This is a genomic window from Streptomyces sp. NPDC000404 (assembly GCF_040300365.1).
In the GTDB taxonomy this organism is placed as follows: Bacteria; Actinomycetota; Actinomycetes; order Streptomycetales; family Streptomycetaceae; genus Streptomyces; species Streptomyces ramulosus.
The window spans coordinates 359,738-374,796 of sequence record NZ_JBEPDN010000003.1; the positions used below are offsets into that span (position 1 = coordinate 359,738).

Annotated in this window: 13 protein-coding genes, 1 tRNA gene and 1 pseudogene; 10 read left to right on the forward strand and 5 right to left on the reverse strand. The window is 73.8% G+C overall.

Annotated features, from left to right (window positions below; all coding sequences use genetic code 11):
• Positions 1–165 precede the first annotated feature (165 nt).
• Entirely contained in the window at positions 166–759 is a 594-nt protein-coding gene (locus ABT345_RS07510) for a 5-formyltetrahydrofolate cyclo-ligase (RefSeq protein WP_345090344.1), read from the reverse strand.
• Positions 760–846: 87 nt separating this feature from the next.
• Here ABT345_RS07510 and galU point away from each other — a divergent pair, with 87 nt between their 5' ends.
• The 7 genes from galU to ABT345_RS07545 all read left to right on the forward strand — a co-directional run bounded on the left by galU (position 847) and on the right by ABT345_RS07545 (position 6,079).
• Positions 847–1,749 carry a UTP--glucose-1-phosphate uridylyltransferase GalU gene (gene galU, locus ABT345_RS07515; protein ID WP_345090347.1) on the forward strand — a complete coding sequence of 301 codons (903 nt, stop codon included), beginning with the start codon at positions 847–849 and terminating at the stop codon, positions 1,747–1,749.
• A gap of 4 nt (positions 1,750–1,753) precedes the next feature.
• Positions 1,754–3,070: a molybdotransferase-like divisome protein Glp gene (gene glp / locus ABT345_RS07520; protein WP_345090350.1), complete on the forward strand. Its 1,317-nt coding sequence runs from the start codon at positions 1,754–1,756 to the stop codon at positions 3,068–3,070.
• A gap of 59 nt (positions 3,071–3,129) precedes the next feature.
• Positions 3,130–3,612, forward strand: coding sequence for a cyclic pyranopterin monophosphate synthase MoaC (gene moaC, locus ABT345_RS07525; RefSeq protein ID WP_345090353.1), 483 nt, complete (start codon positions 3,130–3,132; stop codon positions 3,610–3,612).
• Positions 3,609–4,109: a MogA/MoaB family molybdenum cofactor biosynthesis protein gene (locus ABT345_RS07530; RefSeq protein ID WP_345090356.1), complete on the forward strand. Its 501-nt coding sequence runs from the start codon at positions 3,609–3,611 to the stop codon at positions 4,107–4,109. The genes moaC and ABT345_RS07530 overlap by 4 nt, the downstream gene beginning before the upstream one ends.
• Positions 4,106–4,729 carry a GNAT family N-acetyltransferase gene (locus ABT345_RS07535; protein ID WP_345090783.1) on the forward strand — a complete coding sequence of 208 codons (624 nt, stop codon included), beginning with the start codon at positions 4,106–4,108 and terminating at the stop codon, positions 4,727–4,729. The genes ABT345_RS07530 and ABT345_RS07535 overlap by 4 nt, the downstream gene beginning before the upstream one ends.
• Positions 4,730–4,880: 151 nt before the next feature.
• Positions 4,881–5,933 carry a divisome protein SepX/GlpR gene (gene sepX, locus ABT345_RS07540; protein WP_345090359.1) on the forward strand — a complete coding sequence of 351 codons (1,053 nt, stop codon included), beginning with the start codon at positions 4,881–4,883 and terminating at the stop codon, positions 5,931–5,933.
• Between the two features lie 73 nt (positions 5,934–6,006).
• Positions 6,007–6,079, forward strand: a tRNA-Ala gene (locus ABT345_RS07545).
• Positions 6,080–6,403: 324 nt separating this feature from the next.
• Here ABT345_RS07545 and ABT345_RS07550 read toward each other — a convergent pair.
• Both ABT345_RS07550 and ABT345_RS07555 read right to left on the reverse strand, forming a co-directional pair.
• Positions 6,404–7,303 carry a hypothetical protein gene (locus ABT345_RS07550; RefSeq protein WP_345090362.1) on the reverse strand — a complete coding sequence of 300 codons (900 nt, stop codon included), beginning with the start codon at positions 7,301–7,303 and terminating at the stop codon, positions 6,404–6,406.
• 284 nt (positions 7,304–7,587) lie between these two features.
• On the reverse strand, positions 7,588–8,931 hold the full coding sequence (locus ABT345_RS07555; RefSeq protein ID WP_345090365.1) for an aminotransferase-like domain-containing protein: 1,344 nt from the start codon (positions 8,929–8,931) through the stop codon (positions 7,588–7,590).
• A gap of 420 nt (positions 8,932–9,351) precedes the next feature.
• On the opposite strand from ABT345_RS07555, the gene ABT345_RS07560 reads away from it, so the two are divergent.
• From ABT345_RS07560 to ABT345_RS07570, 3 genes are all read left to right on the forward strand, one after another.
• Positions 9,352–9,999 (forward strand): LysE family translocator, encoded by a 648-nt coding sequence (locus tag ABT345_RS07560; RefSeq protein WP_345090368.1) that lies wholly within the window; start codon positions 9,352–9,354, stop codon positions 9,997–9,999.
• Between the two features lie 236 nt (positions 10,000–10,235).
• On the forward strand, positions 10,236–10,781 hold the full coding sequence (locus ABT345_RS07565) for a hypothetical protein (protein ID WP_345090371.1): 546 nt from the start codon (positions 10,236–10,238) through the stop codon (positions 10,779–10,781).
• Positions 10,778–11,155: a transcriptional regulator gene (locus ABT345_RS07570; RefSeq protein WP_345090374.1), complete on the forward strand. Its 378-nt coding sequence runs from the start codon at positions 10,778–10,780 to the stop codon at positions 11,153–11,155. The genes ABT345_RS07565 and ABT345_RS07570 overlap by 4 nt, the downstream gene beginning before the upstream one ends.
• A 74-nt stretch (positions 11,156–11,229) precedes the next feature.
• On the opposite strand, the gene ABT345_RS07575 is transcribed toward ABT345_RS07570, so the two are convergent.
• Positions 11,230–12,672 (reverse strand): glycosyltransferase, encoded by a 1,443-nt coding sequence (locus tag ABT345_RS07575; protein WP_345090377.1) that lies wholly within the window; start codon positions 12,670–12,672, stop codon positions 11,230–11,232.
• Between the two features lie 1,030 nt (positions 12,673–13,702).
• Positions 13,703–14,473 (reverse strand): annotated as a pseudogene (locus ABT345_RS07580) (MerR family transcriptional regulator); the annotation flags it as partial.
• Positions 14,474–15,059: the final 586 nt, after the last annotated feature.

The following is a 15,059-nucleotide window of genomic DNA, read 5'->3' on the forward strand; positions in this document are numbered from 1 at the left end:
GCTCGGAGGCTCGGAGGCTTGGGGGCTCGGGGGCCCGGCGGCTTCGGGGCTCGGGGCGGCCGGGCCGTCCGGCGGGCGCCAGGGCCGCGCGGTGGCCCGGACGCCAGGGCCGCGCGGCGGCGATTTCCGGTCAATCCGCAACGGCCGGAAACCGTCGCCCCGCGCTCATTCCCGCGACGCGAACCGCCACACCCCCGACGGCGTCACCGCCGCGTCCACCGGCCGGTCGTGCGCCTCCGCCGGGACCTCGTCCAGCACCTCGCCGTCGTGGAGCAGCACCACCGTCGCCGGATGCGCCCCGGCCCGCTCCAGACGCGCCAGCACCCGGTCGTACGATCCGCCGCCGCGGCCCAGCCGCAGCCCGTGCCGGTCCACCGCGAGACCCGGCAGCAACACCGTGTCCGCCGCCGTCACGGCCTCGGGCCCCAGCCGCGGCCCGGCCGGCTCCAGCAGGCCCCGGCCCGCCTTGACCAGGCGTTCGGCGCCCTCGTAAAGCGCCCAGTCCAGATCGTTGTCGGGCAGCAGCACCGGCAGCAGCACCCGCGTCCCGGCCCCGTGCAGCCGCTCCAGCAGCGCGCGGGTGGACGGCTCGCGCCCCACCGACACGTACGCCGCGACCGTCCCGGCGTCCGCCAGCTCCGCCAGCTCCAGCGCCCGGCGGGCCAGTTCGGCCCCGGAAACCGCCGCGACATCGGGCGGCAATGCTCTCCTCACCTCCAGGAGATGCCGCCGCAACCTCTGTTTCCTACCGTGATCCATGCTCACCGTGTGGCCTTGCTCCCGCTCTCGGGCAGTATTCACCGGACACTCATCATCCTTCCGTTTGGGCCGGTTATCGTTCTGCGCATGACCCCATCGCACCCCCGGATCAGCAAGGCTGTCATCCCGGCCGCCGGCCTCGGCACCCGCTTTCTCCCCGCCACCAAGGCCACCCCCAAGGAGATGCTGCCGGTCGTCGACAAGCCCGCCATCCAGTACGTGGTGGAGGAGGCGGCCGCCGCCGGCCTCTCCGACGTCCTCATGGTGACCGGCCGCAACAAGCGGCCGCTGGAGGACCACTTCGACCGCAACTACGAGCTGGAAGAGGCACTGCACCGCAAGGGCGACGAGTCCCGCCTCGGCAAGGTCCAGGAATCCAGCGACCTGGCGACCATGCACTACGTCCGCCAGGGCGACCCCAAGGGCCTCGGCCACGCCATCCTCTGCGCCGCCCCGCACGTCGGCGACCAGCCCTTCGCCGTCCTCCTCGGCGACGACCTCATCGACCCGCGCGACCCGCTGCTCCAGCGCATGATCGACATACAGGAGCGGCACGGCGGCTCCGTCATCGCCCTCATGGAGGTCGACCCCGCCCAGATCCACCTCTACGGCTGCGCCGCCGCGACCCCCACGGGCGACGACGACGTCGTGGTCGTCTCCGATCTGGTCGAGAAGCCCGACCCGGAGCAGGCCCCCTCCAACCTCGCCATCATCGGCCGCTACGTCCTCGACCCGGCCGTCTTCGACGTCCTGCGCGAGACCGCCCCCGGCCGCGGCGGTGAGATCCAGATCACCGACGCCCTCCAGACGCTCGCCGCCGACCCGTCCCTGGGCGGCCCGGTGCACGGCGTCGTCTTCAAGGGCCGCCGCTATGACACCGGCGACCGCGGCGATTACCTCCGTGCCATTGTCAGACTGGCATGCGAACGTGAGGACCTGGGCCCGGAGTTCCGGACCTGGCTGCGCAGTTACGTCACCGAGGAGTTGTAGGGCCTTGAGCGGTACCACCGACCCGACCCGCCGTCCGCACCGTGTCTGGTCGGTGGCCGGCCATCTCGACGACGTCCTCGCCAAGATCCGCCCCCTGGACCCGATCGAGCTCCAGCTGCTCGACGCCCAGGGGTGCGTCCTGGTCGAGGACGTCACCGTCCCGGCCGCGCTCCCGCCGTTCGACAACAGCTCCATGGACGGCTACGCGGTCCGGGTCGCCGACACCGAGGGCGCGACCGAGGAGTTCCCGGCCACCCTCACCGTCATCGGGGACGTCGCGGCGGGCAGCGGCGAGCTGCCCGCCGTCGGCCCCGGCCAGGCCGCCCGCATCATGACCGGCGCGCCCGTCCCGCCCGGCGCCGAGGCCGTCGTCCCCGTCGAATGGACCGATGGCGGCAGCGGCGGCGGGCCCGCCGACTCCATGGCGGCCCACGGCACGTCCCCCACGGGCGCCTCCGGCGAGGTCCGGGTGCACCGCCCGGCCGCCGCCCGCGCCCACATCCGCGCCGCGGGCAGCGACGTCAGGGCCGGGGAGCGCGCCCTGCGCGCCGGTACGGTCCTCGGCCCGCCGCAGATCGCCCTGCTCGCCGCCATCGGCCGGGGCACCGTCCGGGTCCGGCCGCGCCCCCGCGTCGTCGTGCTCTCCACCGGCAGCGAACTGGTCCAGCCCGGTGAGACGTTGGGCCCCGGCCAGATCCACGACTCCAACAGCTACCAGCTCACCGCCGCCGCCCGGGACGCCGGCGCCATCGCCTACCGCGTCGGCGCCGTCGCCGACGACCCCGACATCCTCCGCGCCACCCTGGAGGACCAGTTCATCCGCGCCGACCTGCTGGTCACCAGCGGCGGCGTCAGCGTCGGCGCGTACGACGTGGTCAAGGAGACGCTCGCCGACCTCTCCGCCGAGGAGGGCAGCATCGAGTTCCGCAGGCTCGCCATGCAGCCCGGCAAGCCCCAGGGCTTCGGCCTCATCGGCCCCGACCGCATCCCGCTGCTCGCCCTCCCCGGCAACCCGGTCAGCGCCTACGTCTCCTTCGAACTCTTCGCCCGCCCCGCCATCCGTACGCTGATGGGCCTGCCCGACGTGCACCGCGCCACCGTCCCCGCCGCGTGCACCGAGGCGATCACCGGCTCGCCCGCGGGCCGCCGCCAGTTCCTGCGCGGCTCCTACGACCCGGACGCCGCTGCGGTCACCCCCGTCGGCGGCGCCGGCTCCCACCTCATCGGCGCGCTCGCCCACGCCAACGCCCTGATCGTCGTCCCCGAGGACACCACCGAGGTGGCGGCGGGCGAGGACGTCGACGTCGTCCTGCTCGGATAGCCCTCGCGCCCCAGGGGTACGGTGTCGTCGCACAGGCGGCAGTGTGGAGCAGGAGAACGATGAACAGCGGCCAGCAACACCTCACCCATCTCGACGCGGCGGGCGCCGCCCGGATGGTCGACGTCACGGCGAAGGACGTCACCGCCCGCACCGCCCGCGCCACCGGCCGCGTCCTGGTGTCGCCGCAGGTCGTCGCGTTGCTCCGGGGCGAGGGCCTGCCCAAGGGCGATGCGCTGGCCACCGCCCGGATCGCCGGGATCATGGGCGCCAAGCGCACCCCGGAGCTGATCCCGCTCTGCCACCCGCTCGCCATCTCGGGCGTCACCGTCGACCTCACCGTCGCCGACGACGCCGTCGAGATCGCCGCCACGGTCCGCACCACCGACCGCACCGGCGTCGAGATGGAGGCCCTCACCGCGGTGTCGGTCGCCGCGCTCACCGTCGTCGACATGGTCAAGGCGGTCGACAAGGCGGCCGTGATCACCGACGTCCGGGTCGAGACGAAGACCGGCGGCAAGTCCGGCGACTGGAGCCGCGGATGACCGCCCCGCGCGCCCTCGTCGTCACCGCCTCCAACCGCGCGGCCGCCGGCGTCTACCCGGACAAGGGCGGCCCGCTGCTGGTCGAGGGGCTGACGGCCATGGGCTTCACGGTCGACGGCCCGCGCGTCGTCCCGGACGGCGACCCCGTCGAGCGCGCCCTGCGCGAGGCCGTCGCCGCCGGCTACGACGCCGTCCTCACCACCGGCGGCACCGGCATCTCGCCCACCGACCGCACCCCCGAGGCCACCCGCGCCGTCCTCGACCGCGACATCCCCGGCATCCCGGAGGCGCTGCGCGCCGCCGGCCGCGAGGCGGTGCCCACCGCTGTCCTCTCCCGGGGCCTCGCCGGGGTCGCCGGCGCCACCCTCATCGTCAACCTCCCCGGCTCGACCGGCGGCGTGCGCGACGGCCTCGCCGTCCTCGCCGCGCTCCTGCCGCACGCCGTCGACCAGATCCGCGGCGGCGATCACCCCAGACCCCCGCGGAGCACCCACTGAACGCGCCCTGGCCGGTCGTCCTCACGGACAACGACGTCACCCTCCGGCCGATAAAACTGCGCGACCAGCGTGCCTGGCGCGAGGTCAACCGCCGCAACCGCGACTGGCTGCGCCCCTGGGAGGCGACGGTCCCGCCGCCCCCGCCCGGCACCCCCGTACCGCACCGCCCGACCTACCGTCAGATGGTCCGCCATCTGCGGGCCGAGGCGTACGCGGGCCGGATGCTGCCGTTCGTCGTCGAATACCGCGGCCGCCTGGTCGGCCAGCTCACCGTCGCCGGGATCACCTGGGGCTCGATGTGCTCGGGCCATATCGGCTACTGGGTCGATCAGGAGGTCGCCGGCCGCGGCGTCATTCCGACCGCCGTCGCGCTCGCCGTCGACCACTGCTTCCGCAGCGTGGGCCTGCACCGCATCGAGGTCTGCATTCGCCCGGAGAACGCCCCCAGCCGCCGCGTGGTGGAGAAACTCGGATTCCGCGAGGAGGGGCTGCGCCCGCGCTATCTGCATATCGACGGCGCCTGGCGTGACCACGCCGTATTCGCGCTGACCGCGGAAGAGGTGCCCGACGGCATGCTCAACCGCTGGCGCCGGCAGAAGCCCAGCACATCCCACAAATGAAATACGTGTTCGAATTAATCCACCGAATACCCACATTCGGAGAGTGCTGATCTCAACAATCACAAAAAAAGTTCGAGATATCAGCCAGATCGTGCGACACACCGGCCCAATTGGCGGATGGCCCCCCGCAAACCCCTCTACCGTGTGAGTCGTGAGAAGCAGCGGCCTCATCTACGCAGTCATCGTCGGGGCCTGGGCTGCCTACTTGGTGCCGATGTGGCTCCGTAGGCAGGACGAGCTGAACGAAGCGCGTCCCACGGAGCGCTTCAGTACGGCCATCCGGCTCCTCTCCGGCCGTGCGGCGATGCAGCGCCGCTACGACAAGGAGCAGGACGGCCTCGCCGACGATGCCGCCGACGAGCAGGAACCGGACCACCGGCCCGACGAGGCCGACGTCCGGCACCCCGGCGATCCCGCGACCGACCCGCGCACCCGGGTCGCCGCCCACCCGCCGCGCCCCTCGCTCGCGGAGCGCGCCAAGCGGGCCAAGGTCCTGGCCCGCCGCCGGCGCACCATCACGGTCCTCTTCCTCACCTTCACCGTCGGCGCGGTCGTCGCCGCGGTCGGCGGCACCGCCTTCCTCTGGGCCCCCGCCGCCCCCGCCCTCCTCCTGAGCGCGTACATCGTCTACCTCCGCACCCAGGAGCGCCGCCGCTTCACCTTCACCATGGATCAGCGCAAGGCGGAGGCGGCGGCGCAACGGCTGCGGGAGGGCCGACCCCGCCCTCCGCGGGCGGCGGACCAGCCGCCCGCCGCCGACCACCCGGCCGACCCCGCCGCTGACGCCCCGGCCGAACCCCACCCGGAGTCGCGCCCCGAGCCCGCCCAGGCGGCCGGCCGCCGCGCCCTCGTGGAGGAGACCGACCACGCCGAGTGGGTCGACCAGCAGCGCGAACGGGAGCGCCCCCACCCGGCGCCCGGCAGCTGGGAGCCGGTGCCCGTACCGCTCCCCACCTACGTCACCGCGCCGGTCGCCCCCCGCGCCACCAGCCACGTCGACCTCGACGCCGACGACGCCTGGAGCTCCGCCCGCTCCAGCGCCGCCGCCGAGCACCCTGAGCCGCCGCGCCAGGACCAGCCCGCCCCGGCCCGCCGCCCCCGGGGCCGCACCCCGCTGTTCGACCAGTACGCCTCCCCGGCGCCCGCCGACCACGCGGCCGCCGACCCGGACGACTACGACCGCCCGCGCGCCGCGAACGAGTAGCCCCCGCGCTGACCAGCACGGGAAGCGATTTCCGAGCACCGCCATCGAGGTGCTAGAGTTTCACTCGTCGCAAGGGCCTGTGGCGCAGCTGGTAGCGCACCTCGTTCGCAACGAGGGGGTCAGGGGTTCGAATCCCCTCAGGTCCACCGACGTGAGAGCCCCTCCCGGAGAGATCCGGGAGGGGCTCTTTCGCGTCGTACAGCAGTGGAGTACGGCAACTACCCGGGCGCTTCGCGTGGTACGCGAAGCGCCCGGAGGGTTCGGCGTCACGATATGCCCCGTTGGTTGAGGAACCGTTGGGGAAAGGCGCTTGCGTTGAGGGGAATCGGTGCGACGTCAGGAATGGTGCGGAGAGGCCGGCGAGTGCCGGTATCGGCGTCTGCGCTCCCGCTCCGCTCCCGTGCCGTGACGGTGAATGTCCATGAAGCTTGTGTGGCGACGTTCCTGCTGGTGGGGCCGGGCGCCAGCGGCTAGCGATAGGTGACGGCGTACTGGAGGCCCGTCGTCTTCGGGCTTCCGATGTTCGGGCGGGGGCTGCCGGCCGTCGTCACGTAGATGCAGACCTGGTATTTCTTGCCGGGGACCAGGTCGTGGCGGACCTCCACCTCCCGCCACTGCGGGGCGTCGTCGCGCGGCTCGGGGTAGGCGGGCATGCTGTGGAAGCCCTCGCCGTTCGGCTTGTCGGGGCCGGGGTAGATCACCTCGTTGCCGGTGGCGTCCTCCAGCCAGAGGTACACGTCCACGAGGGCGTGGCCGGACGCGGTGCGCCATTCGCCGGCCAGATAGAGGCGACCGCCGTCGAGGCGGGCGCAGGAGCGGACCTGTACGCCGGGGGCCTGGGAGGTCGTCGTCCAGGGACGGCAGCGGTCCGCCGCCGGGTTGGGGACCGGGCCGGAGTGGTCCGGGACGGTGGAGGCGGCGGGGGCCGCGGGCCGTTGCGTGGGCTTCGCGGTCGGCGTGGGCGGGGCGCTCGACGCGGCGTCCGGGGACGGGCTCGGCTGCGGTGTGGCCGGGGGAGTGGCAGGGGCGGTGGTCCCTGTCGGGCCGGTCGCGGCTGCCGGGTCGGTGGTGGAGGCCTTGTGCCGTTCCCACAGGACCACGCCCGCCACGGCGCCGAGCGCCAGGACCGCCGCGGTCACCAGCGACCATGTCACGCCGACCGTCATGGGGCGTTTCGGCCGGTCGGAGGCGGGCGGGGGCGTCGGTGCGTAGTGGTGGTGATGCTGCTCGTGGATGGTCTGGTCGCGGCCGGTCTGGTACGTCCGCGCCTGGTCCGTGGGCGTCGCGGTGAAGGAGGTGGTGGGTGTGGGCGGCCGGTCGGGGTGGCCCTTGGGGGTTGCCGAGGAGTCGGGCGGGGGCTGTGCGGTCATCGTGGGGTGCCGTTCGGGATTCCGGCGGAGGGGCGGCCGTGGCGGGCGAGGCGCCGCGGTGTGTCGGCCGGTCCGCAGGGGCGCTCCCAGGGGGAGGCGGTGGGGGCGGTCGGTGCCGCCGTCCCGGGAGTTGAGGCGTGTGCCACCGTCTCGGCGTCCACGACGCTCCTTCTGGTGTCCGTGCGAGTCCAGTAGGGGGCGTTATTTTAGAGCATCAAGTGGGTTGCGAGAGCAGGTAGTTGGGCGCCCTGTGGGATTTCCGGGGTTTCCCCTACGGGGTGAGGTCAGTCGCTGACGAGTCCCTCCGGTGAGGTGCGGGCGAGGTCGGCGAGGGTGCCGAGGGCCTGGGCGAGGACGTCCGTCCGGGGCGAGGCCAGTCCGACGCGGAGGGCGTTCGGGGCGTGGCCGCGGCCGGTGGTGAACGCGGCGGCGGGCACCACGCCGATGCCGTGCCGGGCCGCGGCGGCGACGAATGTCTCCGCCCGCCACGGCCGGGGCAGCTGCCACCAGCAGTGGTACGAGCGGGGGTCGCTCCGTACGTCGAACCCTTCGAGGTGCCGGGCCGCGAGCTTCTGGCGTTCCGTCGCCTCCCGCTTCTTGGCCGTCACCAGCGTGGCCAGAACGCCGTCCTGCTGCCAGCGGTGGGCGGCCTCCAGGGCGAACCGCATGGGGGACCAGCCGCCCGACCGGAGCGCGGAGGAGAGCGCGCCGCTCAGCGCGGCGGGCGCGACCACGAAGCCGAGGGTCAGGCCCGGGGCGGCACGTTTGGAGAGGCTGTCGATCAGGACGGTGCACTCGGGTGCGTGGGCGGCCAGCGGCGGGAGTTCGTCGCGGAGGAAGGACCAGACGGCGTCCTCGATCGAGGGGACGCCGAGCCGTTGCAGGGTCTCGGCCAGCTGCCCCACGCGGGCGTCGGGCATGGTGAGCGAGAGCGGATTGTGCAGTCGCGGCTGGACGTAGACGGCGTGCAGCGGGGCGGCGGCATGCGCCTCCGCGACGGCCTCGGGGACGAGCCCCGCGTCGTCCATGGCCAGCGGTACGAGGGTGATGCCGTGGCGGGCGGCCACGGCCTTCACGACCGGGTAGGTCAGCTCCTCGACGCCGAGCCGGCCGCCCGGTGGCACCAGGGCGGTGACGGCGGCGGCGACGGCCTGCCGGCCGTTCCCGGCGAAGAGGATCCGTGCCGGGTCGGGGCGCCAGCCGCCGCGCGCGAGGATGTCGGCGGCGGATTCCTGCACGGCGGGGAGCCCGGCCGTGCCGATCGGTTGCAGCGCGTGCGCGAGACCGTCGGGGCGCAGCAGTCCGCCGAGTCCGGCGGCGAGGAGGGCGCTCTGGTCGGGGGCGACGGGGTAGTTCAGTTCCAGGTCGATGCGGCTTCCGGCGGGCTCGGTGAGCGCGGGGGAGGCGGCGGTGGCCGTGGGTTCGGCGCGGACGAAGGTGCCGCGGCCCACCTCGCCGACGGTCAGGCCGCGCCGGGCCAGCTCCTGGTAGACGCGGGTCGCGGTGGAGGCGGCGATGCCGTGCTTCCGCGCGAAGGCGCGCTGCGGGGGGAGGCGGTCGCCGGGCCGGAGCGCGCCGGTCCTGATCTCCTCGGCCACCGCGTCGGCGACGCTCCGGTAGTCCTGCACGGTGCTGTTCCCCCGTCGTTGTCCTGGTCGGTCGGCCGTCCCGGCTCCTGGTCGGTCGGCCGCTGCCCGTGGCGCTCGTCTCCGGCCGGAGGTCCCGCCCGTAGGGCGTCCAGAGTATTGCACTCGGTGCAATGTTTTTATTGCGCCGAGGTGAGGGTGGTTCTAGGGTCCTGTGACGGTAGTTCTTTCGCCGTCATGTGCGATGACGTTGCTGCGCATTGCTGGATATTTCTGGTGTTTGGTCGTGGGGGTGCTGCTGGTGTTCGGCATCGGGGCAATGTGGTGTGTGGGTGGGATTGCTCTGAGGGGTGGCGTGCTGTGCGGTCCGTGATGCGTGGCGCTCCTACGGGTGCGCACGGCAAGGGGGCGGTCATGCAACCCATCGGCGTGGGGCGGGTTTTCCTGAACTGAGGAGGTTTCATGCTGGAGTTGAGTGAAGTTCTCGGGGTGTCGGCGGTGGCGCTGGGCATGGTGCTCACGCCCGGGCCGAACATGATCTATCTCGTCTCCCGCAGCATCACGCAGGGGCGTCGGGCCGGGGTGATCTCGCTGGGCGGGGTGGCGCTGGGCTTTCTGGTGTATCTGCTCGCCGCCAATCTGGGCCTGTCGGTCGTCTTTCTCGCCGTGCCCGAGCTGTACGTCGCGGTGAAGCTGGCGGGCGCCGCCTACCTCGTCTACCTGGCGTGGAACGCGGTGAAGCCGGGCGGTCTCGCGGTCTTCTCGCCGCAGGCCATACCGCCTGATTCGCCCCGCAAGCTCTTCGCCATGGGGCTGATGACGAATCTGCTCAATCCGAAGATCGCCGTCATGTATCTCTCGCTGATACCGCAGTTCATCGACCTGGACGAGGGGCATGTGCTGCTTCAGGGGCTCGCCCTAGGCGCGGTCCAGATCGCGGTGAGCATCGCGGTGAACCTCGTCATCGTCCTCGCCGCCGGCGCGATAGCCGCCTTCCTCGCCCGCCGCCCCTCCTGGCTGAAGGTCCAGCGGTATGCGATGGGCGGGGTGCTGGGTGCGCTCGCGGTCAGCTTGGCGGTCGATACGTCGGGGCCGTCCAGGGTGAGTTGAGGAGAGGGAGGGCGTTGGGGGCGGTGGGAGGTGGGCCCTCGGCGTGTCGGTGGGAGGTGGGTCCCCGGCTCGGCCGATGTGTCGAGAGTGGCCCGGCGTTCGGTCCCGGGGCCGGCCTTCTTGGCGACCGTGGGCGTTCGTCCTCCTCCTGGGAAAGTATTTTCCGCAATGGAAAGTGTGTGGCAGGGTGGGGTGCACGAGGTTCGATGCCCGGTCGGGGTGCCGGGAGAGGGGCGGTGAGCGTGATGGCGGCGCAGGAGGATGCACCGGGCGCGGTGGGGGACGGCGCGGAGGCCGTGGCGCTGGATGCGGCTTGCGGGCTGCGGGAGGCCGAGGCGGCCCGGGCGCGGGCCGAGGTCCAGGCGCAGATCTTCCCCGCGTGGTGCGGCCCGGTCCTGGCGCTGATCGTGATGGGTGTCGGCGCCGTGCAGAGCTGGAGCGTGGACCGGAGCGGCATTTCGGTCCTGGTGGCGCTGATGGTCGCGGTCATCGCTGTGCCGGCGGTCCGCATGGTGCGGTGGATCGCCATGCGCCGCACGGGCGTCATGAGGTACGTGCCCTGGTCGGCCCGGTTGTGGCGCAGTCGTTACGGGCTCCTGATCACCGCTGCGGCGTGCGCGGTGACGTGGGGTGCGGCGGCGCTGCTCGGGGCCGGAGGGTTCGCGATACGCCTCGCCGTGTACGTGGTCGCGGGGATCTGCGTGTGGGGCAACTTCGCGTGGCGCAACGCCGCCGCCCGGCAGGAGCTGGCGCGGCTGCGGGACGAGCCGGTGGCGGCGTGAGCGGCGACGTCAGACCCGGCGCGTCCGGGGCGCCGCAGCTGGACGCGGTGATCCACCACCCGACGCGACTGGCGGTGGTGTCCTTCCTCTCGGCCTGCGACGAGGCGGAGTTCGCCGCCGTGCGCGACTGCTGCCAGGTGTCCGACTCGGTGCTCAGCAAGGCCGCATCGGCGCTGGAGGCCGCCGGTTACGTCGCCATCCGCAAGGGGTACGCGGGCAAGCGCCCCCGCACCTGGCTCGGCCTCACCGACGCCGGTGAGCTGGCGCTCCATCAGCATCTGGCGGCGCTCCAGGGCATCGCGGAAACGGCCCGGAGCGCCGGCGCGCGGACGCGCTCCGGCGCGGTGGAGGACGGGGGTGCGGCAGGAGAGTAGCCGGGGAGGCGCAGGGCGGGCGCCGGGGCGAGCAGGTGTGGGCGAAGGGGTGGGCCGGTTCGTCGTAGGTGCTGTCAGTCGGCCAGGTGTGCCACGGCGGAGACTACGGCGGCGATGCCGTCCTCCGCGGCCATCCGGCGGGCGGCGTCGGCGGCGCGGGCGCGGAGTGCGGGCTCGGTGGTGGCGCGGATGAGTGCGGCGGCCAGCCGGTCGGCGGCCTCGTCGTCGGAGAGCGCGGCGAACGGGATCGGCGAGGTGGCCGCCCCCGCCGTGGCCAGGCGGCCTGCCCAGAACGGCTGGTCGGCGGTGACCGGCACGGGCACGCTCGGGACGCCCGCGCGGATCGTTGCGGCCGAGGTGCCGGCGCCCGCGTGGTGCACCACGGCGGCGGTGCGGGGGAAGAGCAGGGCGTGCGGGACCTCTCCGATGGTGAGGACGTCGGATGCGGTGGGTGCGGGCGAAGCGGTGGGTGCGCATGACGCGGTGCCTGGGGCGTGCGTGGTGCGTGTGGGAGTCCCGGTGGCCGGGGTGGTTCCCGTGCGCGTTCCCGTGAAGGAGGCGCCCGGGCTCGTGCCCGTGTCGGCGGTGGGGTGAGGGGCGGTGTGGGTGCGGGTTTCGTGGCCGGGTGCGGGGTGGGTGGCCGGGGTGGTCAGGCCCGCGGTGCCGGACTGGAGGATGCCGCGGACCTTCGCGCGGCGCAGGGCTCGTACGGCGAGTGCGCCGAGACGTTCGCCCTCGCCGGCCGCCATGCTGCCGAAGCCGATGAAGACCGGGGGCGGGCCGTCGGTCAGGAAGTCCTGGATTTCCGGCGGGAGTTGGGCGTCGGGGGCGTGCCAGGGCCACCAGTTGCCGACGACGTCGAGGCCGGGGCGCCAGTCGGCCGGGCGCGGCAGCAGGACCTCGCTGAAGCCGTGCAGCACCCGTGGCCGGGTCGCCTCGATGCGGCGGCGGACGGCGCCCGGAGTGGCGGGCGGCAGGCCGAGGCGGGTGCGGAGGGCCCGGGTCGCGTCGGCGTAGAGCCGGTCGACGACGCGGGGGGCGAGGCGGCCCGCGATGCGGTTGCCCCAGGGGCCCAGGTTCCGGCCGCCGGACACCACGGGGGCGAACTCCCTGGTGGGGGCGGTGGGATGGAGGGGCAGATCGAGTGCGGGGATGCCGTGGGCCTCGCAGAGTTGGCGGCCGAGTGGGGCGGTGGTCGTGGAGAGCAGCAGCAGTTCCGTGTCCGGGGTGACGGCGTCGGCCATGCCCGCCCCCAGCTCGTTGATGAACGCGGCGGCGGTGCGCAGCAGGGCCCGCTGACCGCCGCGCCCGGCACCGGGACCGGCGTCGCCGGGGCGCCGGGCGTGCGGATCGGCGGGCAGCCGCCGGAACTCCGGTCCGGCGGCGCGGACGAGCGGGGCGAAGGTGTCGTGCGTGGCGATCGCCACCTCGTGACCTGCGGCGATGAGGGCGGCGCCGATACCGGTGTACGGGGCGACGTCGCCGTAGGAGCCGGCGGCGGTGATGAGGATCTTCATGGAGCTTGCCTTCCGTGAGCGTGCGGCCCGGCAATTCGGCGACGGAGCGCTGAGAGCGGACCTGGGGTCGGTAGCTGTGAGTCCGGAGCCCTGAGTGGGTCTGAGGCCGGAGCCGTGAGCCCGGAGCCCTGAGAGTGGACCTGAGGCCGGAGCCGTGAGTCCGGAGCCCTGCGCGCGGACCTGGGGCGGAGCCGTGAGAGTGGACCGGAGCCTTGAGAACTGAGACTGGAGCGGCGGGGGAGAGGAGGAGGGGGAGAGCGGGGCGGTTGTGGGTGAGGCGTGGTTCGGGCGGTTCGGCTCGGCCCGTATGAGGGTGGTCCGTCCGTAAGGGAGTCGATCCGGTCCGTCCGGTCCCCCGGCCCCCGGTCCGTCCGGCCCCCATGGCCCCCGGCCCGTCCGGTCCTCCCCCGGTCTGTCCAGTCCCTCCGGCTCGTTCAGTCCGGCCGGTGACGTTGGGGGTGAGGCTTTGCGGGCGGCCCGTGGGGGCTGTTCTGTTTCCCGGTGGTGTCCTGTCGCGATCCGTCGCCCCGTGCGGGGCCTCCGGTCGGCCGTACAGGGAGGCCTGGCTGCTGTTAGGGGGTGTCGTCCGGCGTCCGGGAGGGGGCACCGGTTCGTCTCGAAGTGCCTCCCGTCTTCTTCTGAGGGAGGCCGGGTGGGTGTAGGGCAGCGGCCGTGGGCGGCGTGGCGCTGCTTCGTGCGCCGGTAGGGCCGACAGGGCGTGCGTGGCCGTGCGTCGGACGGTACGACGAGGTCAGGGCGCGGGCGGTGCTCCCGGCGGTGACGGGCGCCCCGCCCCGGCTGATTCCGCCGCGGACCCGGCTGATTCCGTCGCGGTCCCGGCCGGTTCCGGCGTGGTCTCAGGTGACTCCGTTCCGGCTGGTTCCGTCGCGGCCTTGGTCGGCTCCGTCTTCACTCCGGCCGCAGGTGACGAGGCCCCGGTGCCCGTCCCCGCCTCAGGTTTCGCACCCGCGCCTGCGCCCGCGCCTGTGCCCGATCCCTTTCCGGGGCTCGCACTCGATCCCGGCCCCGCCCCCGGCCCCCGTACCGCATTGGCGTGGATGGCCGTGTGCAGGTAGGAGGCCAGGCCGGGGCGTTGTTCCGATGGGGGGATGAGGAGGGTGAAGGCGCGGGGGTCGGTGAGGAAGTCGTCGGCGATGCGGGTGTGCATGTCGGTGGGGCAGGGAGTGAACCAGCGGCTGATGTGGGCGCGGTGTTCCTCGGCCAGGTCCATCGCCGTCGGGCCGTCCGGTGGTTCCTCGGCGTCGTGGGCGGCGAGGAGGCGGGTGCGCCAGGCGGCGGCCTCGGCCATGAGGCGGGCCCAGTCCTCCTTGGTGTGGGTGCCGGCGCGGGCCATCGCGCGTTGGTGGCCCGCGCTGTCCTGCCATTTGCGCTGGGCGTCGGTGGCGTAGCTGAGGTCGAAGGCGACCTCGCCGAACACCTCGAACCGTTCGTCGGGTGTCAGCCGTACGCCGGTCTGCTGGACCTCCATGGCCCGCTCGGCGACCTCGACCAGGCGGCCGAGGCGGGTGATCTCCTCGGTGAGCCGGCGGTGGCGGGCGCGCAGCCGGTCGAGGAGGTCGGCGTCCGGAGCCCGGAGGAGGTCGGTGATCTCGTCGAGCGGGAAGCCCAGCTCGCGGTAGAAGAGGATCCGCTGGAGCCGGGCGAGGTCGGCGTCGTTGTAGAGGCGGTACCCGGCCGGGCTGCGGTCGCCGGGGCTGAGCAGCCCGGCCTTGTCGTAGTGGTGCAGGGTGCGCACCGTGACTCCCGCGAAGCGGGAGACCTGGCCGACCGTGTAGCTCATCGCGGCGCCCTTCCGTCATGGCTCCTCGCGGCGGAGCCCCGGACCACCCGTAGGGGTCCGGGGCCGGCCGCCCCCGTTACCCGTACAGGGTGCGCCCTGACGTGACGTAAGGGTCAAGCGGGAGCGGTCGACCGGCCGGCGGCCCCGCTCCCAGGGGCAGGGCCGCCGCCGAGCGGGAGCGCCCCTGGGGCAGGGCCCTTGCGGTAACGGGCGCGTCCCGCCGAGGCGCCCGAAGGCGGCGGGACGCCCGCCGAAGCGGAGCCCGGAGGGAACGCCCCGGAAGCCGCCGGAGCCCACTGGAAACCGGGACGTCCCCGGGAGCCGCGTGGACTCTCGGGGGCGATGTGACGACGGGCAGGCGTCCGGCGGCGGCCCGGGGCCCGGCGGGCGCCCGGGCCGCCGTCAGCGACCGGGGCCGCCACCAGCACCGCGGATCCGGCGGCGCGGACGGAGGCATCGGCGCAGGCCCATCGGCGCAGACGGAGATCAGGCAGCGACCCCACGTCGCAGACGGAGATCAGGCAGCGACCCCACGTCGCAGACGGAGATCAGGCAGCGACCCCACGTCGCAGACGGAGAGCCGGCT